Genomic DNA, 19,242 nt, shown 5'->3' with positions numbered 1-19,242 from the left:
TAAATATACAGGAAACCGCCTGAACCAGATTATTGAAAGCTCATTAAATGATACAGGCTATGAAGGAGGAAATAATACCATTGATTATGACCTGAACGGGAATATGGTTAATATGAAGGATAAAGGAATTCAAAACATCGTTTACAATTACCTTAATCTACCCAAGAGTTTTTTAATTACTCAACCAGATTTGCTAGGAAATGGACAGACTTCAAATAGTAATCTGGATTATCTGTATCGTGCAGATGGGGTAAAACTTCGCAAAACCTATTCCAGCGCTCCGCCACGCGGGCTGACAAACATTACGATGACTGATTATCTGGATGGCTTCCAGTATACCTATCGTGAAGGTGATGGAATCTGCCTTGCATGCCGAACAGAAACAGCTTTTGAAGAACAGGCTTATAAAAACATCAATACCCTTTCCGGTATTGTTATAACTCCGGAATGGAGGCTTGATTTTGTGCCTACCGCTGAAGGATTTTACAGTTTCACAGAAAACCGCTATATTTACCAGTACAGAGATCACCTTGGCAATGCCAGAGTAAGCTTTGCAAAAAACAGCGAAGGCGCTCTTGAGATTACAGACACCAACAACTATTATCCATTTGGATTAAACCATATTGAAGGAATGCTTAGTACTTCTAATTTTGGAGGATATTATAGTTACAAGTACAACGGCAAAGAGTTGCAGGAAACAGGAATGTATGATTATGGCGCCAGATTTTATATGCCGGATTTGGGTAGATGGGGTGTTGTGGATCCAAGAAGCCAATATACGCATGAAGCTTATAGCTACGTGTGGAATAATCCGATAAGTTTTTGGGATCCTACAGGAATGCAGGGAGAATTGGCTTATCCTGATCGGGATGGTAGGAAAGATGGAGAATTTTGGAAAGATTCAGATGGAGAGTTTTATTGGGACGCAAAAAATAGTGTATGGAAAGATTTTAATAGTGGAGAATCTTTAATTTCGCAGGTAAATTTATTAGGCAAATCCAAGGATAATAATAGTGGCTATGCAGCAGCAACTACTCTTGGAGCGATGACTTCGGAAAGTGGTGTTGGCTTGATTATTCTCGGAGTAGTGGGGCTTGCTTACATTGTAGATCAGGCTACAAAACCTCCTTTGCAATGGCATACAACAATTGCAGATCCTGGTATAGGTTACGGAAGTATGAATACCGAAGATACTGCTGAAGAAGAAACCGATGTAAATGGCGTAAAAGTACCACAAGAAGGAAAGCCTGATGCAAGATATGAGCCAAAAGATTTACAAGAACAGTTAACTATTGAAGAAGCAGAATCAGGTGAAGGAGATACAATTATGAGTGGAAAACTGAACGATCCTAAGTATAATCACAATACGAAAATGAAGCATACCCATGATCATGGTGATGGTACAAAAACAGAGGTTCATTATGACATTAATAATCAAACTGGGAAACGTTCAGGATTTAAAATAAAAGATGGAACAAATGCTAAAAGTAGAGGACATCGCTATCCTTAAGAATTAAAAAAATTGAAATGAGAATTAAATATATTAAAATAGAGAATCCAGAAAAGGTAAACTATAAAATAAACTGGCAAATACCTTATGAACGTTTTCCATTAACAATAGGGCAAGAATATACAGTTTATGCAATAGAGTATACAGGGGAGGGACGAATAAATTTTTTTATTATAGACGAAGGAGGAAATACTTATCCTCATAATTATCCTTCTGAATTTTTTATTGTTACAGATAATAGAATGTCTAAATACTGGGAAGGTTTTACTGGCAAAGAGAATTATCCTATAGATCCTTTTTTTCCAAATCTAATTACCTTTAAAGAATGGAAATGTAATAAATTCTTTGAAGAGGAAATGATGGATAACATAGGTCAAGCAAATACTATTTTTAAAAAATATAAAAGCTTAATTGATAATGAATATCCTAATGATCAATTGCAAAATGCTGTTCCTGTCGGAGATAATTGGGTGATGTGTTTTAATTGTAATAATTCTTGGGAAATAGCTAATAATAATGGTGTAATAGAATGCCCAAAATGCAAGACTAGACAAAATAATCCATATTATTGAAGTCCTATCCCCCGCTGGCGCGAGCGTCTCGCTCGTGTCCAAAGTAAAATAAATAACAACCCTTGCACTCTTGCAGGGGTTTGTTTATACTATAAGTTTTACTACTTTTAAACTTTGGATGAGAACCAGCTTTGCTTCAATCTGTAGAATCTTAATCTGTGGTTGAATTTTCAGAATAGCTATATATAAACTTAATGATTTTGTTTATGGGCAGAAGTGATACGCTCGCACCAGCAAGGGAGCAGTTACTGTCGTTTCAAAATCTGCGGAAAAAGTAGTGGATTAAAAAACTAAAAGAAATTGATTATGAAAAAAGCTAAATTTAATTCTACTGCATTCTACTATGTTTTAATAGTATTATTTGTTGCACTTATAATATATAATACCTATGTTCTTTTTACCAGTCTTGATTATTTCATTGTAGTTCCAATAATCATACCGCTCTTTTTATTGGTATTGATTTTTGTAAAATACACGAAAATTAAACTAATATTAAAAATATGGACTATGATTTTTTTAATTATAGCTCCAGGAATGCAGTTGATAGGAAAACTTCTGAAAGATGCTTCTTATGATTATCAATATTTTGATATCAATATTTATATCACTCCACTATTAATGTTTATAGTAGGAGTTTTAATATTATATTTTATAATCAAAACTGTTGATAATGAGAACTAAATATTATCTCTTATTAATAGATTAAGTCCCCGTTGGCGCGAGCATGTTGCTCGTATCCATACTAGAATAAATAACAACCCTTACATTCTTGCAAGGGTTGTTTATATACTATAAGTTTTACTACTTTTAAACTTTGGACGGCAACCGGCTTTGCTTCAATCTGTAGAATCTTAATGTATAATTGAATTTTCAGAGGACGCCAGCGAGGAGAAAAAGCAATTACTACTTTAAAAATAATTAAACAAGCATCTTCTAAAGCTCAAAAATATTAATTATGGAAAAGCAATTACAATGGATCTTAGGAAAAATGATTCAAGCTGTATATGTAAAAAGAGATGAAGATTATAATAATAACATTATTTCAATGTATTGTATTATAGAAAATAATATTCTTGTTTTAGATGTTGATCAAGAAGCAGATGCAATAATAGTAGGTAATTTAATTGATATAAATAATGAGCAATATGAAGAAGACTTAATGATTAATAAACTATTTAAAAATAAAAAAATAGTCTCTTTTTGGTTTCCTGTTAATAATCAAGGGTTTAATGACGTACTCATGTTAGGACTTGATAAATTTGTTCCTACTCATTTATTTAGTACTATTGCATCTTGCATAAAAATAAATATTGTTGAACAGATAGATAAACCTTAGGTAGCAGGACTATTCTTTTAGCGCCAGCGAGAGGTAAAGAATATAACCAATAAAAGTGTTGAAAATACAACTAATGCTGCGACTAAAAATACAGTGGATAAATATGAAGAAAAAGAAATTGATGAGTGGTAAAATAGCAATAAGAATTCTTGTTATCTTAGTCTTAATTTATTTTTTGCGAAACCTAATCATATATAAACCGATATTAAATTTATTTAATACTGAACAAACAAAAGGAGTCATAATTAATAATAAAAATTATCTAAGAAGAGGATTTTTAACAGGAGCATTTACCTACTCCTATACCTTCAAAATAAATAATGAAGTTTATTCAAACAATAGTAAAAGTGAAAGTTATAAAGTAGGTGATACTGTTTTGATAGAATACAACGGAACTTTTCCTTTTATAAATAGGATAAAAAATCAGAAATAAAAAAATCAGATTGAATTTAAAACCCTTGTATTCTTGCAGAGGTTGTTTATATTAAAGTTTTACTACTTTTAAACTTTGGATGACAACCAGCTTTGTTTCAATCTGTAGAATCTTAATGTGTATTTGAATTTTCAGAATATTTATATATAAACTTCATGATTTTGTTTATGGGCACGAGCGAGACGCTCGCGCCAGCAAGGGATAAAGCTACTATTATTTATAGATAAATATGGAAATAAAAAAAATATATGATTACTTTTTAGACACACTGTCTCATTGTGGTTCATTTATTCTTAGCTCTAACTATGATACCATTAATTATGAAATTTTTGAAGAATTTGATATTGGAGTTATTACTTTTTTACATAAAGATTCTTTAAATCAGTTGTTTGATGCTGAGATGATTACGCTTGATGTTTATAATAAATGTTATATATTAAGAGAAAAAGTTTTAGAATTACAAAATTTGGGACTATGGAAAATAGATTTAGTAAAAACTAATGAAAAATGGAGAGAGGTTATTATACTTTGTGATGAGATACATAATATTATGGATTCCAAATAATATCTTGTATCCCCCACTGGCGCGAGCGTCTCGCTCGTGTCCATGCTAGAATAAATAACAACCCCTGCATTATGCAGGGGTTTATTTATACTATAAGTTTTACTACTTTTAAACTTTGGATGGCAACCGGCTTTGCTTCAATCTGTAGAATCTTAATCTGTATTTGAATTTTCAGAATAGTTATATACAAACTTAATGATTGAGATAGGGGGAAACGAACGAAAGGCTTGTAACAGCAAGGTGAAGATTTTTTTTAATAATGGAAAATAAAGAGACTGAAATAAATGAATTACTTGTTAGGCTAAGTAAAGAATTACCACACGACTATGAAATTGCTGATTTTTGGGATGGTGATCTTACAGCGGTAGGTATTCGAGTGGGAAATCATTTAATATATATATATCAACGTTTGATTATAACAAAACTCATAGATATAATATTATCATTGAAGATTATAATACAGGAGCAGTAATTGAAGAAGAGCAGGAATGCACATATAATGAATTGAAAGAAATCATTAAGAAAGTGAAAGAATAACTTTTTTAATTTGCACAGCTAGTGAAACAACACTATTGGAAATAAAACAAAACCACTGTATTTGCAGTGGTTTTTATTCTTTTATTTATCCAAGCAGTTTTTCCAGTCTACTCACCGCTTGAGCAAGCATGCTGCTCGCGTCCAAAATAAAATAAATAACAACCCTTGCATTCTTGCAGGTGTTGTTTATACTATAAGTTTCACTACTTTTAAACTTTGGATACCAACTAGCTTTGCTTCAATCTGTAGAATCTTAATCTGTGGTTGAATTTTCAGAATAGCCTATATATAAACTTAATGATTTTGTTTACGGGCACGAGTGAGACGCTCGCGCCAGCAAGGGGAAACATAAAGTAAAAGTTGGAAAATAATAAACATGAATTTAAAAGAATGAGAAGCTCACAAAAAATATTAGGTATTTCTTTACTGCTTTTTTTTGCATTATATATGCTCTACAACAATATTTTTTTAAAAGAAAAATATTCTATTGAAAAGTTTGGATTTAATTACAATGATTTTAGAAAACAAAATAACATTCCATTGTTACCAAAAGACTGGGTTTTAGATGATAAAAATAAATATGGTATAGATAATTTTCATGCATCTAACATGAATAAGTTAGGATATCGCATAAAACATATAAATTTACTTAAGGGAAAATTAGGAGCAGAAATGGATAAATTTTATCTGACGCAAGATAGTGTTATTGAAAGTAGATATGAAAGAGAAACAGGCAATAAGTTTTTATACTTGCATAATACATCTAATGCAACGGTTAATATAATTACGAATGAGAAGGCTAATTATCTTTTAGAAAAATATAATATTGAATTTAGATTTAATAAAACTTGGACACAGGATACTAAGTCTTTAGGATCTTTTGTAGATAAATAAGCAAGGGAATTATGGAAATGATAAATTTTACTATGAAAAATATAAATAGAAGTAAATTAAATATTTACATTTCAATTTTCATTTTTTTATTTATATCCTGTAATAAATCTGCTTTTAAAAATGAAGATGCTGTTTGCACTTTCCAAAATTTAATAAGCGACTACACAAAAGATGGTAGTACAGATATAAAAAATGTTGAAACGTTTCTATTATTCGGAAATCCAACAAATGATACTATCAAAGTTTCACTTAAAGATATTAAAGAAAATTACAGGCATGTGTATAAAAAAGACACTTTTAGAATTGATTTTGAAGCATTGACACCTATTTGCATACCACCTCATGATTCGCTTGGATTACCCTGTATATCAGTAATTGGACGAAAGTTTAGTCGTGAAGACAGTATTTTCAAAAAGGGTTTTGAAGTTGTCAATATAAAATCTAAAAAAATAATTTCTAAAACATCAGCTTATGATTTAAAGCAATCACAAGATTTTCAATTATATAAGAAATGGGGACGAAAAAGCAATAATATGACTCTATAAAATGAATATTCTTCTGCTGGGGCGAGCGTATCGCTCCAGCAAGGGAATATTAATTTGAATATGTTTAGATTATCTCAGACAAAAGATGGTACATATTATTTTTCAGACAGAGCAGATGGTAATATTCCCTATAATCAGAATAAAAGGGCACAAAATGGAGTACCTAGTAGATATATAATTAACAGAAGTAAGAGATAATCAATAATGAAAATAGTAATAAAATTTATATTTTTTTTTGTAATATTTTTTTCTTTTTTTGCTTGTAATAAAACTTCAAAAAAAGATGTAATAGGTGTGTATAAAGGGGATAAGGTTCTTAAAGAATTTTCAGATGATGATTATCGTTCCTTGTTTTAAAAGCTGACAATATTTTCTATTTGAAGTCTACAGATATTGAAAAGTCCGGTATTGAAGGTTCTTGGAAAATTTTGGAAGGAAATAAGGATGATTTAAACATACAGTTCAACTTTTCTAATCAACATATCATAGGGAAATTAGAAGGAAATACTTTTTTGTTTGAGAAACCTAATATTTTTGATCAACGTTTTCCTTCTTGGTTATATGTAAAAACGAATTTAGAAAGTAATAAAATAACCCCCTAATTTGAGTATCTCCCGCCAGCAAGGGGTAGTAAATACTTATCAAACAATGCCAGACCCAACTACATCTGCAAAAGAAGAACCTTTAACAGCAGACAATAAAAATAAAACGACTGTAATAAATACTAATTTAACATCGAAGACTACTACACATCAGAATATTGATGAAGAAGCATTAGATATAAATAAAACGGTAATTGATGTTTCTTTACCAAAAATCAAAAATTAATTATGAAGCAATATTTATATTACCGTATATGTGTTTTGTTAATAATTATGGTGATTTGGTATCTAATTTACCTTGCCAAAATATCTGACTATTCTATTAATTATGGATATGAATTCAAAGCACTATTGTTATCGTCTGTCTTTAGCATATTTTTACTTGTTATGTTTTTTCATAAGAAAACATTTTATAAGAAAAACATTTTTTATAATACTTTGTTTTTAATTACATCATCCCCTGTATCATTGTTATGTTTTATCCGGATTTATGTGGAAATTTTTGGTCCTTTTTTAAAATTTTAACAAAAATTCCGCCTCCGCTGACGTGAGCGTCTTGCTGGTGTTCACAAATAAAATAGAATGATTGCAATGGCGATGTTTTTTGTTCTTTTCCTGCAAAACTGTTATATTAACCAGTACAGGATCACTATGAATATGCTGAGAAAAATAGAATCATAATGAAGAGTAGAAATATTATGAGAGCAATTATATATTTGTTACAGTTTTGTGGAGTTATAATAATTGATTTTCTTTTTAGTAAACTAGAGCCTCATAAAGCAAATTCATTTAACCTCCTATTCGATATTGTTTTTGGTTGTCTATTTTGGATATTATTTATATTTTCTGGGAGGCTTCAAAAATAATATATTGAGATCTGGACCTTCTCCTTGCTTATAATAAAAAAACACTATAATTCTAGTGGCTTTTTTTGTTTCTGGTTTAAAAGTCCGTAAAGTATCACTAACTACTTTATAAACCGTCTCCAGCCCCTTCGAAACTGCCTTTAGGCACTATGGTAAGTATCTCTAGCCACTTCACCAAGTGGCAGGAACCACTTTGTAAACCGTCTCTACCCCCTTCAGAAGTCCCTCCAGCCACTTCCATAACCCTCTGCACCCACTTTATCAAGGGGCTATAGCCTGTTTCTGAACGGTCTCCAGCCCCTTATTGAACTCCCTTTACCCCCTTGTCGAACAGGGTATACCCCCTTACCTAAGGGGGTAGAGGGGGTTGGTGAAGGGGGTATCTGATCATAGGAAAGGGGCTGGATGTCGTATTTTTTCAATCATCAATGAGGATAATATTCTGCTGATGGGTATAATCCTCCTACAATTTCCTAACTTTGTAGTTCTCAATAACAAACAAAATTATGTCAATCACCAACGAAGATCAGATGATCGGAATGCAAAAAGTAAGTGAAGCCGTTGCCTATACTTTGAAAAAGATGATAGAGTATGCTGAACCCGGCATGACTACTAAAGATCTTGATAAGTATGGAGCGGGAATACTGGAAGGTTTCGGAGCAAAATCAGCGCCTTATCTGACGTATGGATTCCCGGGCTGGACGTGTATCAGTGTGGATCATGAATTCTGCCATGGTATCCCTACGGATCAGAGGGTTTTGCAAGAAGGTGACCTGATTAATATTGACGTTTCTGCAGAACTGGATGGATATTGGGCTGATAACGGAGGTTCTTTTGTGATCGGAAAAGATATTCACGGGCATCAGAAGCTGGTAGAGGCATCTAAAGCTATTCTGAGAAAAGCCATTGATAATATCAAAGGCGGTGTGAAAATAGCAGACATAGGACATTTAATGGAAACGGAAGCTAAGAAACGAGGGCTAAAAGTGATTAAGAATCTTGGCGGCCATGGAGTAGGACGAAGCTTGCATGAGCAGCCTGACGAATTACTGAACTACAGAAACCGTTATGATACGAGACGTTTTAAGAAAAACTCTGTCGTGGCTATTGAAACATTTATCGCGACCTCTTCCCATCTTGCTGTAGAATTAAAGGATGGATGGACCATGGTAGGGAACAAGGGCGGCTATATGGCTCAGCACGAGCATACCATTGTAGTGACCGATGGAAAACCCATCATCTTAACCCAAATGAATGAAATCCTGAATTAAACCAAAGGTTGCTCATTGTATCTTTGATAAATTGTAAAGGCGCCAGATTTTATCCTAATTTCCTTGCTGAAAATCTTTGATTTTCTTGCGCCTTACAACATACATCAGAATAAAAAACCTTGCGCCCTTGCGTTAAAAACAAAACAGTAAGCACCATTCAATCCCAAGCTTCATCCCATCAACTTGTTGATTCCTTCTTTGCTCCCTTAAATTCAGATTTAATAATTAAAAACTTTGCGTTTACAATAATTAAGGCAGTCAGTAATCAAAAATCTTTCAGAACACTTTCACAATCCACTGTCAAACCATGTCTCCCAGAATAGGCTATGATCCTAATTTCCTTGCTGAAAATCTTTGATTTTCTTGCGCCTTACAACATACATCAGAATAAAAAACCTTGCGCCCTTGCGTTAAAAACAAAACAGTAAGCACCATTCAATCCCAAGCTTCATCCCATCAACTTGTTGATTCCTTCTTCGCTCCCTTAAATTCAGATTTAATAATTAAAAACTTTGCGTTTACAATAATTAAGGCAGCCAGTTATCAAAAATCTTTCAGAACACTTTCATAATCCGGGGTAAAACCATGCTCCATCGTTCCTTCCATGCGGTACGTTTCAACATCCGTAATTCCGGTATAACTTCTGAAAACATCTTTGAGATAATCAGAAATATAATCCGTGGCTCCCTCAATACTTCTTCCACCGGAAGCAATTGCGAGATACACTTTTTTATTGTTGAACTGTCCCACACGATTCCACTGCTCATCAAAAACGTAAGTAACTCCGGCCCGGATCAGCTGATCCAGCCATGCTTTCAATGGAGTTGAAATTCCAAGATTAAACATAGGTGTCCCAATGACAATGAGGTCGGCTTCACGGATTTCGTCCACAATTGTATTCGCATACGAAAGAAGCTGTTTACTGTGTTCATCATATAATTCTGGATGTTTATAAAACTCATGGATGGAAGCTTCATCAGCAAAAGGTGGCTGATCCTTCACCAAATCCCGTACAACAATTTTATTGATTTTGTTTCTTTGTAAAAGCTTTTCCAGAATGGCTGAACTCAAACTGTTGCTGTAAGATAAATCTCCTCTTGCGCTGGAAATAATGTGCAGAATATTTTTCATAATAAACTATTTTGTCTTCATGACGATCATCTCTTCTTTAAAGGGACAAAAAAATTGTTGAAGAGGAGCTTTTTTAATAATTCTGGATTGATGAATAAATTTTTGATGACAGGATCAAGACCGTTTCTTCTGAGATGGCCTTTTTAGGTTCACACAGAAGGGAAGTATCTTGAGGTAAAATTGTTAAAGACCAAATACTTTGCTATATTTATAGAATAAAATCACTTCGCAAACTATCTGCTATGAAAAAATTTCTTTTAATCCTTTTGGGAATCATTGTTGTTTTGGCTGCTGTTGTATTGATCAAAACCTATACCTACCCGTTTAAGAAAAATAATCTCGGAACAGGTGATGGATGGAAACCGGTAAAAAATGATTCTGCAGTTATGAGACTTTCCGGAGGAATAAAAGTTCCCACCGTTTCTACAGGCAGCTTGGGAGAATTTGATTATGCACCGTTTGATCAGTTCAAAACCTATTTAAGAGCTTCTTACCCATTGGTATATCAGAATACAGAAAATGTTGAAGTCAACCAATATGGATTGGTATTCAGGCTTAAAGGAAGCAATCCTGCGTTGGACCCTATTTTATTCCTTTCCCATATGGATGTGGTGCCTCCCGGAGATGCAGACATTAAAAATAATGAAGAAAATATATTCCGTCCCAATGACAAACCGTTGGAGCCTGTTTCAAAGGTAGCAGAAGACTGGGATTTTGCGCCTTTCTCAGGTGCTGTTGCCAACGGAAGAATCTATGGAAGAGGTGCCATAGATATGAAAGGAATGCTGTTCTCCTTAATGGAATCCATGAATTCTATGATTAAAAATAAACAGATTCCACAACGTGATATTTACCTGGCTTTTGGTTTTGATGAAGAAGTAGGCGGACAAAAAGGAGCGATACAGATTGCAGATTATTTTAAGAAGAAAGGATTGAAGTTTGATGCCGTTTATGACGAAGGCGGACTGATTATGAGAAAAGGAAATGTAGCAGGAATAGATACGGATGTAGCGGTGGTAGGATGTGCAGAAAAAGGATTTCTTTCGGCAAAAATAAAAGTAAAAGGACTGGGCGGGCATTCCTCAATGCCTCCTATGGAAAGTGCCATTGGAAAAGCAGCGGTTATCATGCAGCGTCTGGAAGACCATCAGATGAAACCTGTTATCACGCCTTTAATCAAAGAATTCTTTAATAATATTGGCGGTGAAATGCCTTTTGCCACAAGAATGGCACTCGCTAATCAATGGCTGTTAAAACCTGTATTGATTTCGCAGCTCACCAAAAACAATACAACCAATGCTTTGGTAAGAACAACTACTGCATTAACCATGATGAAAGGAAGTGACGGTACCAACGTCCTTTCTCCTGAAGTGGAATTTGTGGTGAACTTCAGACTGCTTCCCGGAAATTCCATAAAAGATGTCCGTGATCATATTGCTAAAGCGACTGAAGGCTTTGATGTTGAGGTAGAAGAAATTGATAATACAAGAGAAGCTTCGGCTATTTCTTCCACCAATACAAAAGCTTTTAAAATGATAGAAGCCGGAGTTAAAGAAATTCATCCCGGAGCGATTGTTACCCCTTACCTTACCATGGCAGGGACGGATGCTGCTAAATATGAGATCGTAAGCAAGAATGTCTACAGATTTATGCCTATTAAAATCAACAGCGCTGAACAGCAAAGTATTCACAGTACCAATGAGTATCTTAGCATTGAAAATTATCTGAAAATGATTCACTACTTTGAATACATCATGAAGAATTATGATAAATAAATGTCAATGGTGAATGGTGAATTTGCTTCGATTGTAAATTTTTTTGAGTTTCGGGTTACGTGATTCGGGTTTGTGGATAATACGTTCGTTATACAGATTGTATTTCAAATTTATGATTGATCATTGACTTTGCGAAGCAAAAATTGACCATTGACTTAACAATCTCCCAAATCTTTTTCACAAAAAATATGCTAAGTCAAGTTTTTTAATATACAAACATATTTTAACACAAAGTCCGCTAGGATATTTTATTGTTTGTAGAAAACGATCGCGAAGGCGTTTCACTCAGCAATGTGTAAACTGAGTTCCTGGCTGAACGAAGTGCCTTTGCGAACCAATAAAAAATCTGTATAGTAATAAACCTTGCGAATCTTAGCGTTAATAATGATTCACCATTGACTTTGCGAAGCAAAAATTGACCATTGACTTAACAACCTCTCAAATCTTTTTCACAAAAAATATATTACGTCAAGTTTTGTCGCTTTACGAATATAGCTTTGTCATATCAAAATTACAGAGCTATGGAATTGCCATTTTACTTAAACTTTAACGACTTTGAAAGCAACTATTACGATACCCTTGAAAAATGGTTTGAAGAATATCATAATACCAGCGAAACAGATTATCTGAACGCCCTTGCGGATCTTTACAGTCCGTATGTCTATTACAGTTTTGGAGATAACAGGCTAAAGCCGGATGCTTCCATTGAAGTGAAAGACTGCTTTTTCCCATATCATGAAAAAATAGGGATTTCTTTCTGCATTGATTGTGAAAACGGAATTTCACCGTCCAACGGAATGAACCAGGTTTTTGAATTTAAAAATATTTCCATGATGGAGTATGCCCAGCATATTCTGGATAAGATCAATAAGTTTTGTTCAAAAAATGCTCAGGCGCTGGATGGCAGCAAAAACATTCAGGATTATATGAATAACTATACGATTATTACCTCAATGGAGGGAGTAGGGTATTGTATCAGCTACAACCGCCATCAGAAAGCCATTCCTTTTTTAAAGGCCTATCTTCCCTACTATGGTCAGACAGTGAATATGGCAGTATACAGAGATTTTCTTTTTTCTGTGGTGCAAATTGCAGAATTCATAGACCAGAAACTGAAAACAGTACATGCTTTTAAAAATACGATTTATGCACGTTCAAGAGCAGAAGCAAAATTCAGCGTACAGATGAGCCGCCAGTTTTTAACGTTGTGCAACTAAAACTTTACACCAAACATTCATACTTAATTATATTGCGGAAAAACTTATGTTTTTCAATCAAAAATCCCAGTCAGTGATGACTGGGATTTTGTATCTGAAGAGGCGGGATGATTCTTTTTATTATCTTTTTCTGTAAGGAATATTCCAGATTAGGTCTGCAGCCAGATAGTGAACACCTCCGTGATGAATACTTCTGCTGTCCCTGATCAGGTCATCCATATATCCTATATCTACGGTAAAAGGAGAATTGGGGATGGTAAACATATAATAAGCGGCAATACGCATTTCACGATACCCGAATGAGCTCCACTCAGCATCCGGTTCGTTGAGATGACTGATAGAAAATAAGGCTTCTGCACTGAGCGCTAACTTCTGATTGTTTTTAGGAGATAAATTATAGGTAAGCTGGCTCTTAATACGGGTTCTCAACTGAAAATCTTCTTCTACTTTATGAAAGCCTGCGTCATAAAACTTTCTGAATTCCTGTCGTACTGTATTCTTTAGCTTCCATTTTTTTCCAAGATCAAAAGTGTAGGCATATCTCCCGTAAATTCTGAACTCCTGTTCCGTATTTTCTTTGTCATAAGGAGCTGTGCTTTCATACTGAGGCTGCCTGCGGTAACTCAAAGCATAGCTATACTGCTGGTGGGGAGCAAAGGAATGGTAGACTTCATGATTCAACACAATGATGGCTTGTTTTGAAAATAAATGATGATCATCCGGATTGCTTTTTCTCCCGATGGCAACATAGCTCAAGGCCTGCTTCTTGCCCAGGGAATCAAGCTGTCGCTTCACACCAAAAGCTCCCCAGAATGCATTGTTGGCATCTCCCAATCCTGGTGGACTGATCTGTGCATGCATAGTGGATCCTATACATCCCAATAAAAATAATCCTGCAAAAATTTTCTTCATACTCAATCGTATCAATAGCTGATTTACTGTTAATTTCAAATGACTGCGAAACCATGAGATGGAAATGAATACCGTTGATACGCAGAGAGAATACTTTGTGGTCACAAAATTATAGGCTTTGTTCATAGAATGTTTATTCAAAATGTTTTAATACTGTTTAAAAACAAGACAAAATAAACACTTGATTTAGGATAGAATTAGGAAAACCGTTCAATGCTTTTTTTAAATGAAATGATTTGTGGATAACTATTCGCGTACCATATCAAAATCGCCGTAATATTTGATATTACGACGATTTAAATTTATGGAACTTGTTTGTTATGGTTTTATCCTACTTTGCACATGGCATCCCATGTAGTCCAGAAATGAGCATTAATGGCTCCAATAGGAGGATTTATGCTGTCTGCAACGATCCCTACCATAGAAGCACAGTTGGAGTTGCAGCCTATTTCATTATGACTTCCTTGTTGAGGCGGAATCTGACGCCATGTACCGGTAGATCCGCTTAATAACTCTACCTTGATTTCAAAGATTCCGGAAAGATGAGGAGTCTGAATCTGCTTGGTAGGATTTTCACTGGAAATGGTATCGCTCCAGCTTCCCTGTGAAAAAGTTACACGCCATGTAGAGATCATTTTAGAAGTATCATTTTGTGGGGAAAGATATACCCAGAACTGTGCTCCGTTTCCAAGTATTACCTGACCGGAAGAATTTGCATTTACACTTGTTGATGTCATATTGGTTTGGTTTTTAGGTGATTAGATTGTACTTCAAAGTAACGAAGAGCAAAGCACATAATGTAACGTATAAATGACCAATTATCAGACTGGGTAGAAATACCTATCATGAATATAGGTAAATAATCATAGAATATGAATTACAAAAAAGCCTGTGCTAATATTAGCACAGGCTTTAGTTTCTTGCAGAGAGGAAGGGATTCGAACCCTCGATACAGTTACCCGTATACTACCTTTCCAGGGTAGCTCCTTCAACCACTCGGACACCTCTCTTTTTGAGATTGCAAAAATAGTGTATTTTCTGGAATATCCAAATTATTCTTGCAATTTAATCTGTAATTTCTCCACAAAGGCTTCTGGTGAAATTATCGGCAAAGCTTCCGGTGTAGCTTGGGTTGTCGATAAGATGCATGGCTTTGGTAATGGCTGTTTCTGCCGTCATATCCCTTCCGCTGATGGCTCCGATTCTTGAGAAGATATTACTGTTTTCATATTTTCCGAATGAGATACCTCCTGAAATACACTGACTTACCACTACGATTTCTGTTCCGTTATCTCTGATTTCCTGAAGTGTTTCCTGAGTCTTGGCACTGCTGAAAATAGTTCCGGAACCAAAAACCTGAAGAATAAGAACCTTCATTTTAGGGATTTCTCTGAAGTGGCTCAGATGCATTCCCGGAAAAATTCTCCAGAATAAAATATCTTCAGAAATATGTTCATCTACGTGAAATTCTACTTTCGGGTCACAACGGAATAAGTTGTCTTTAAGAATATTTAAATGAACTCCGGACTGTCCAAGGATTGGGTAATTCGGGCTTGAATAGGCATCAAAATACTCTGCAGAATATTTCAATGTTCTGTTTCCTCTTAATAATTTGTATTCAAAGTAAATGGCAACCTCCTGAATCACTGCTTCATCATTTTCATAAAGGCTTGCGTAATAAAGGCTTGTCAGAAGATTTTCCTTGGCATCCGTTCTCAGGTCACCAATGGGAAGCTGAGAACCCGTCATGATGACCGGCTTTCTTAATCCTTTTAGCATGAAGCTTAATGCTGATGCGGTGTAAGACATGGTGTCTGTTCCGTGAAGAATCAGGAAACCGTCATAATCGTCATAATTTTTGTGGATATAATTAGCGATGACTCTCCATTCCTCAGGTCCCATATCCGAAGAATCCAGTGGTTTGGCAAAAGGATGAACAAAGACTTCACATTCCATGAGTCTCATTTCAGGCATCTTTTCAAATATATTTCCAAAATCAAAGGCACGGAGACTTCCGGTTTCATAATCTTTTTCCATTCCGATGGTTCCACCGGTATAGATGAGCAGGACTTTTCGCTTCATGTACTAATTTTAATTAAGAATTGGAGCCCGATGAGGGTTCATAGGTCAAAATTACGTTAATTTGCAAAGATTTGAAAATGAATGAAAGGCTTAGGGTAAAATTTTATGAAAATAAGATGATTATCATGGGAATTTCATCAGGCTATTGAAATAAATAACGAAATGCAGATGAGTGATTTAGCACAGACTTATGAATATTTAAAACAGTTTTTAACCGAAGAAAGATTGGCGAAAATTGAACATTTCTCTCAGGAGAGTTCAGACTTTGTGCTTCCGGTAGTAGAAGATGTCTATCAGTTTAGAAATGCAGCTGCGATTGTACGCTCTGTAGAAGCCTGCGGTTTTCATAAAGTGGTGGCTCTGCAGGAAGAATATAGTTTTGAACCCAATCTTCGCGTAACCAAAGGGGCTGATACATGGGTTGAGGTTGAAAAACTTCCCAGAAATATGGAATCCTTTCAGAATATTAAAGACAGAGGATATAAAATTGTAGTGGTTTCGCTGGAAAACAATGCTAAAATGCTTCCTGAATATGAAATTACAGAGCCTATTGCTTTGGTTTTTGGAACGGAGATGGAAGGTGTTTCCCAGGAGATTTTAGATTTTGCGGATGAAACCCTGGCTATTCCGATGTATGGATTTACGAGAAGCTTTAATGTTTCTGTAGCGGCTTCAATTTGTATGTATGAACTGAAACAAAAGCTGATAAAATCTGATATTGATTATAAATTAAATGAAGAAAAGCTTTTAAGGATGAAAATCCTTTGGGCTGTAAATTCTATGAGAAGCGGGCAGCAGATTTTTGAAAAATACCTGCGGGAAAATAATATTGACTGGAAATAATGAATCAGAAATAAAAAAGAGAAGTTTTTAAGCTTCTCTTTTTGTTATTTATATCATAGTATAATAATTCCATGCGGCGACAAAAACTCCGGCAGTTTCCGTTCTGAGCCTTTGATTTCCAAGGGATATTGCCTTTACTTTATTTTCTGCCAGAAATGCAATCTCCTTTTCAGAAAAATCGCCTTCCGGACCTATTAGAAAGGTAAGCTGTTCCAGTTGAGGAATGTTTTTAAGATCTATTCTTTCCAGATTTTCATGGCAGTGGGCTACAAATGTATGTTCCGGATCAGTGTTTTTCAGAAAGTCAGTCAGTTTTATTGCATCATTAATCACCGGAAAATGGAATCTCAAACTTTGCTTTGATGCGGCAATAGCCTGTTTTCTGATTTTATCAATGTTGATATTTTTACGTTCCGTTTTCTCTGTGATGATAATGCTTATTTCTGAAGTCCCCATCTCTACGGCTTTTTCCACAAAGAATTCAATTCGGTCAATATTTTTAGTAGGCGCAATCGCAATATGAAGTTTAGGATTGAATTCCGGCAGATTTTCTTTGATCTCAGAAACTTCAATACCAGCTTTCTTTCCTTCTATAATCAGTTTCCCGGATGCCAGTTTTCCTTTTCCGTCTGTCACGTGAATATCTTCGCCATCCCTCATTCGAAGAACTTTCACGATATGCTGCTGTTCTTCATCATGGATGATGACTTTTTGATCCGTTATTTCTCCGTAAAATAATTTCATATATCCTGACTTATAAAGGCAACTCCCGTTTTGATGGTTGTATAAATATCTGTATCACATTCCCGGTAAGAACACATGTATATTTCTTCAATCCAGGTATTATTAATGAAAATCAAATTCAGGTATTCCTGTTTTCTCAAATTATTTTTGATTGATAAATAATCTCCTTCCTTTGGAGTGTATGGGAAACTAAAAAGATGTTCAGAATTGATTAATTGTAAAACTTCATCTTTTATGTCCTGAATATATCCCGTCTCAGAACTTGATGGGAAATCATCTAAAGAATTCTCCGGGTTGTCATTTTTTCCTGTAATTGTTTCCAGTATCCAGTAATATTTCGAATTCTTTTTAGAATGTGTTCCCAGTACTTTTTCTTCTAAGAGTATTTTCATAAATCGTATTTTGCCGTTGCAGAAGTCCTTAAATCTGTAAATTCTCCACGTTCAAATTTCAACTTCGCTACCATGGCAATCATAGCAGCATTGTCTGTTGTATATTCAAATTTGGGAATGTAGATATTCCAGCCCAGTCTTTCTTTATTATCTTCCATTGTTTTTCTCAAAGCAGAATTGGCAGAAACACCACCTGCAATGGCTACTTCATTCACCTTAAGATCTTTGGCCGCTTTTTCAAGCTTATTCATTAAGATTTCAATAATAGATTTCTGTACGGAAGCACAAAGATCATTCAGATTTTCTTTAATGAAATCCGGATTTTTTCTGACTTCTTTCTGGATGAAGTATAACACAGAAGTTTTAATTCCGCTGAAAGAATAATCGTAATTCTCCAGCTTTGGTTTGTTGAATTTAAAAGCATCAGGATTTCCTTCTTTGGCAAGTCTGTCGATGATAGGCCCTGCCGGGTAATCAAGGTCAAAGATTTTTCCTATTTTATCAAAAGCTTCTCCTGCGGCATCATCGATGGTTTTTCCAATGATTTCCATGTCGAAATAGTCTTTCACCAATACAATCATGGTATGTCCGCCACTTACGGTAAGACATAAGAAAGGAAAGGCAGGCGGCACAGGATTTGCATCTTCGATGAAATGGGCCAAAATGTGGGCTTGAAGGTGATTTACTTCAATTAATGGAACGTTTAAGCTCATCGCCAAAGACTTAGCAAATGATGTTCCTACAAGAAGAGATCCTAAAAGTCCGGGTCCGCGTGTAAATCCTATAGCTGAGATAGCATTTTGTTGTATATTTGCTTTGGAAAAAGATTTTTCAACAACGGGGATAATATTTTGCTGATGGGCCCGTGAAGCCAATTCAGGAACAACACCACCATATTCTTTGTGGATGGCCTGATTCGCGGCAATGTTTGAAAGAATAGAATTTCCCTTGATGATAGCTGCTGAGGTGTCGTCGCAGGACGATTCAATACCTAAAATTATAGAGTCGCTCATAA

Annotated in this window: 22 protein-coding genes and 1 tRNA gene; 15 read left to right on the top strand and 8 right to left on the bottom strand. The window is 34.9% G+C overall.

The window, feature by feature from the left end:
• The 12 genes from CQ022_RS21710 to map form a co-directional block, all read left to right on the top strand.
• Nucleotides 1-1,510, top strand: a 1,510-nt coding sequence (locus CQ022_RS21710) for an RHS repeat-associated core domain-containing protein (protein ID WP_133165756.1), incomplete at its 5' end; no start/stop codon positions are given.
• 17 nt (nt 1,511-1,527) lie between these two features.
• Nucleotides 1,528-2,082, top strand: a complete 555-nt coding sequence (locus tag CQ022_RS21705) for a hypothetical protein (RefSeq protein WP_105684551.1) — start codon at nt 1,528-1,530, stop codon at nt 2,080-2,082.
• A gap of 306 nt (nt 2,083-2,388) precedes the next feature.
• A complete protein-coding gene (locus tag CQ022_RS21700) occupies nt 2,389-2,763 on the top strand; it encodes a hypothetical protein (protein WP_105684550.1) in 375 nt (124 codons plus the stop codon).
• Between the two features lie 274 nt (nt 2,764-3,037).
• On the top strand, nt 3,038-3,418 hold the full coding sequence (locus CQ022_RS21695; RefSeq protein ID WP_105684549.1) for a DUF6334 family protein: 381 nt from the start codon (nt 3,038-3,040) through the stop codon (nt 3,416-3,418).
• A 103-nt stretch (nt 3,419-3,521) separates the two neighbouring features.
• Nucleotides 3,522-3,851, top strand: coding sequence for a hypothetical protein (locus CQ022_RS21690; RefSeq protein WP_123864469.1), 330 nt, complete (start codon nt 3,522-3,524; stop codon nt 3,849-3,851).
• A gap of 229 nt (nt 3,852-4,080) precedes the next feature.
• The gene (locus CQ022_RS21685) at nt 4,081-4,416 is read left to right on the top strand and encodes a hypothetical protein (RefSeq protein WP_105684547.1); all 336 of its coding nucleotides are present in this window, start codon (nt 4,081-4,083) and stop codon (nt 4,414-4,416) included.
• 259 nt (nt 4,417-4,675) lie between these two features.
• On the top strand, nt 4,676-4,888 hold the full coding sequence (locus CQ022_RS21680; protein WP_105684546.1) for a hypothetical protein: 213 nt from the start codon (nt 4,676-4,678) through the stop codon (nt 4,886-4,888).
• Between the two features lie 425 nt (nt 4,889-5,313).
• Nucleotides 5,314-5,847, top strand: a complete 534-nt coding sequence (locus CQ022_RS21675) for a hypothetical protein (RefSeq protein ID WP_123864468.1) — start codon at nt 5,314-5,316, stop codon at nt 5,845-5,847.
• A 32-nt stretch (nt 5,848-5,879) separates the two neighbouring features.
• Nucleotides 5,880-6,392 carry a hypothetical protein gene (locus CQ022_RS21670; protein ID WP_123864467.1) on the top strand — a complete coding sequence of 171 codons (513 nt, stop codon included), beginning with the start codon at nt 5,880-5,882 and terminating at the stop codon, nt 6,390-6,392.
• A gap of 377 nt (nt 6,393-6,769) precedes the next feature.
• Nucleotides 6,770-6,994: a hypothetical protein gene (locus CQ022_RS21665; protein WP_105684543.1), complete on the top strand. Its 225-nt coding sequence runs from the start codon at nt 6,770-6,772 to the stop codon at nt 6,992-6,994.
• Nucleotides 6,995-7,040: 46 nt separating this feature from the next.
• Nucleotides 7,041-7,220 (top strand): hypothetical protein, encoded by a 180-nt coding sequence (locus CQ022_RS21660; RefSeq protein ID WP_123864466.1) that lies wholly within the window; start codon nt 7,041-7,043, stop codon nt 7,218-7,220.
• A gap of 1,146 nt (nt 7,221-8,366) precedes the next feature.
• Entirely contained in the window at nt 8,367-9,131 is a 765-nt protein-coding gene (gene map, locus CQ022_RS21655; protein ID WP_105684541.1) for a type I methionyl aminopeptidase, read from the top strand.
• A 543-nt stretch (nt 9,132-9,674) separates the two neighbouring features.
• Here map and CQ022_RS21650 read toward each other — a convergent pair.
• Nucleotides 9,675-10,262, bottom strand: coding sequence for an FMN-dependent NADH-azoreductase (locus tag CQ022_RS21650; RefSeq protein WP_105684540.1), 588 nt, complete (start codon nt 10,260-10,262; stop codon nt 9,675-9,677).
• A gap of 242 nt (nt 10,263-10,504) precedes the next feature.
• On the opposite strand from CQ022_RS21650, the gene CQ022_RS21645 reads away from it, so the two are divergent.
• Both CQ022_RS21645 and CQ022_RS21640 read left to right on the top strand, forming a co-directional pair.
• Entirely contained in the window at nt 10,505-12,037 is a 1,533-nt protein-coding gene (locus tag CQ022_RS21645) for a M20/M25/M40 family metallo-hydrolase (protein WP_105684539.1), read from the top strand.
• A gap of 521 nt (nt 12,038-12,558) precedes the next feature.
• Nucleotides 12,559-13,254: a hypothetical protein gene (locus tag CQ022_RS21640; RefSeq protein ID WP_105684538.1), complete on the top strand. Its 696-nt coding sequence runs from the start codon at nt 12,559-12,561 to the stop codon at nt 13,252-13,254.
• A gap of 120 nt (nt 13,255-13,374) precedes the next feature.
• Here CQ022_RS21640 and CQ022_RS21635 read toward each other — a convergent pair whose 3' ends face one another.
• From CQ022_RS21635 to CQ022_RS21620, 4 genes are all read right to left on the bottom strand, one after another.
• Nucleotides 13,375-14,166, bottom strand: a complete 792-nt coding sequence (locus CQ022_RS21635; RefSeq protein ID WP_165791718.1) for a DUF2490 domain-containing protein — start codon at nt 14,164-14,166, stop codon at nt 13,375-13,377.
• Nucleotides 14,167-14,492: 326 nt separating this feature from the next.
• A complete protein-coding gene (locus tag CQ022_RS21630) occupies nt 14,493-14,903 on the bottom strand; it encodes a hypothetical protein (protein ID WP_105684536.1) in 411 nt (136 codons plus the stop codon).
• Between the two features lie 186 nt (nt 14,904-15,089).
• Nucleotides 15,090-15,176: transfer RNA gene (locus CQ022_RS21625), tRNA-Ser, on the bottom strand.
• Between the two features lie 55 nt (nt 15,177-15,231).
• Complete coding sequence (locus CQ022_RS21620; RefSeq protein ID WP_105684535.1) at nt 15,232-16,248, bottom strand: asparaginase; 1,017 nt, start codon at nt 16,246-16,248, stop codon at nt 15,232-15,234.
• Between the two features lie 162 nt (nt 16,249-16,410).
• Here CQ022_RS21620 and CQ022_RS21615 point away from each other — a divergent pair, with 162 nt between their 5' ends.
• Nucleotides 16,411-17,091 carry a TrmH family RNA methyltransferase gene (locus CQ022_RS21615; protein ID WP_105684534.1) on the top strand — a complete coding sequence of 227 codons (681 nt, stop codon included), beginning with the start codon at nt 16,411-16,413 and terminating at the stop codon, nt 17,089-17,091.
• Between the two features lie 48 nt (nt 17,092-17,139).
• Here the strand turns inward: CQ022_RS21615 and CQ022_RS21610 are convergent, their stop codons facing one another.
• Genes CQ022_RS21610 through tsaD form a run of 3 tightly spaced genes read right to left on the bottom strand, consistent with a single transcriptional unit; the run spans nt 17,140 to nt 19,240 of the window.
• Nucleotides 17,140-17,835 carry an RsmE family RNA methyltransferase gene (locus CQ022_RS21610; protein WP_105684533.1) on the bottom strand — a complete coding sequence of 232 codons (696 nt, stop codon included), beginning with the start codon at nt 17,833-17,835 and terminating at the stop codon, nt 17,140-17,142.
• A complete protein-coding gene (locus CQ022_RS21605) occupies nt 17,832-18,227 on the bottom strand; it encodes a hypothetical protein (RefSeq protein ID WP_105684532.1) in 396 nt (131 codons plus the stop codon). Before CQ022_RS21605 ends, CQ022_RS21610 begins: the two co-directional genes overlap by 4 nt.
• Nucleotides 18,224-19,240 carry a tRNA (adenosine(37)-N6)-threonylcarbamoyltransferase complex transferase subunit TsaD gene (gene tsaD / locus CQ022_RS21600; protein WP_105684531.1) on the bottom strand — a complete coding sequence of 339 codons (1,017 nt, stop codon included), beginning with the start codon at nt 19,238-19,240 and terminating at the stop codon, nt 18,224-18,226. The genes CQ022_RS21605 and tsaD overlap by 4 nt, the downstream gene beginning before the upstream one ends.
• Nucleotides 19,241-19,242 lie beyond the last annotated feature (2 nt).

The sequence above is a fragment of the Chryseobacterium culicis genome (assembly GCF_002979755.1).
Lineage (GTDB): Bacteria > Bacteroidota > Bacteroidia > Flavobacteriales > Weeksellaceae > Chryseobacterium > Chryseobacterium culicis_A.
This window is presented reverse-complemented; position numbering and strand designations above follow the sequence as displayed.

What these genes read in the sequence shown, in the direction of transcription:
- CQ022_RS21705 (WP_105684551.1), top strand. Translation starts at nt 1,528, where the DNA reads ATGAGAATTAAATATATTAAAATAGAGAATCCAGAAAAGGTAAACTAT.
- CQ022_RS21700 (WP_105684550.1), top strand. Translation starts at nt 2,389, where the DNA reads ATGAAAAAAGCTAAATTTAATTCTACTGCATTCTACTATGTTTTAATA.
- CQ022_RS21695 (WP_105684549.1), top strand. Translation starts at nt 3,038, where the DNA reads ATGGAAAAGCAATTACAATGGATCTTAGGAAAAATGATTCAAGCTGTA.
- CQ022_RS21690 (WP_123864469.1), top strand. Translation starts at nt 3,522, where the DNA reads ATGAAGAAAAAGAAATTGATGAGTGGTAAAATAGCAATAAGAATTCTT.
- CQ022_RS21685 (WP_105684547.1), top strand. Translation starts at nt 4,081, where the DNA reads ATGGAAATAAAAAAAATATATGATTACTTTTTAGACACACTGTCTCAT.
- CQ022_RS21680 (WP_105684546.1), top strand. Translation starts at nt 4,676, where the DNA reads ATGGAAAATAAAGAGACTGAAATAAATGAATTACTTGTTAGGCTAAGT.
- CQ022_RS21670 (WP_123864467.1), top strand. Translation starts at nt 5,880, where the DNA reads ATGAAAAATATAAATAGAAGTAAATTAAATATTTACATTTCAATTTTC.
- CQ022_RS21660 (WP_123864466.1), top strand. Translation starts at nt 7,041, where the DNA reads ATGCCAGACCCAACTACATCTGCAAAAGAAGAACCTTTAACAGCAGAC.
- map (WP_105684541.1), top strand. Translation starts at nt 8,367, where the DNA reads ATGTCAATCACCAACGAAGATCAGATGATCGGAATGCAAAAAGTAAGT.
- CQ022_RS21650 (WP_105684540.1), bottom strand. Translation starts at nt 10,262, where the DNA reads ATGAAAAATATTCTGCACATTATTTCCAGCGCAAGAGGAGATTTATCT.
- CQ022_RS21645 (WP_105684539.1), top strand. Translation starts at nt 10,505, where the DNA reads ATGAAAAAATTTCTTTTAATCCTTTTGGGAATCATTGTTGTTTTGGCT.
- CQ022_RS21640 (WP_105684538.1), top strand. Translation starts at nt 12,559, where the DNA reads ATGGAATTGCCATTTTACTTAAACTTTAACGACTTTGAAAGCAACTAT.
- CQ022_RS21635 (WP_165791718.1), bottom strand. Translation starts at nt 14,166, where the DNA reads ATGAAGAAAATTTTTGCAGGATTATTTTTATTGGGATGTATAGGATCC.
- CQ022_RS21630 (WP_105684536.1), bottom strand. Translation starts at nt 14,903, where the DNA reads ATGACATCAACAAGTGTAAATGCAAATTCTTCCGGTCAGGTAATACTT.
- CQ022_RS21620 (WP_105684535.1), bottom strand. Translation starts at nt 16,248, where the DNA reads ATGAAGCGAAAAGTCCTGCTCATCTATACCGGTGGAACCATCGGAATG.
- CQ022_RS21615 (WP_105684534.1), top strand. Translation starts at nt 16,411, where the DNA reads ATGCAGATGAGTGATTTAGCACAGACTTATGAATATTTAAAACAGTTT.
- CQ022_RS21610 (WP_105684533.1), bottom strand. Translation starts at nt 17,835, where the DNA reads ATGAAATTATTTTACGGAGAAATAACGGATCAAAAAGTCATCATCCAT.
- CQ022_RS21605 (WP_105684532.1), bottom strand. Translation starts at nt 18,227, where the DNA reads ATGAAAATACTCTTAGAAGAAAAAGTACTGGGAACACATTCTAAAAAG.
- tsaD (WP_105684531.1), bottom strand. Translation starts at nt 19,240, where the DNA reads ATGAGCGACTCTATAATTTTAGGTATTGAATCGTCCTGCGACGACACC.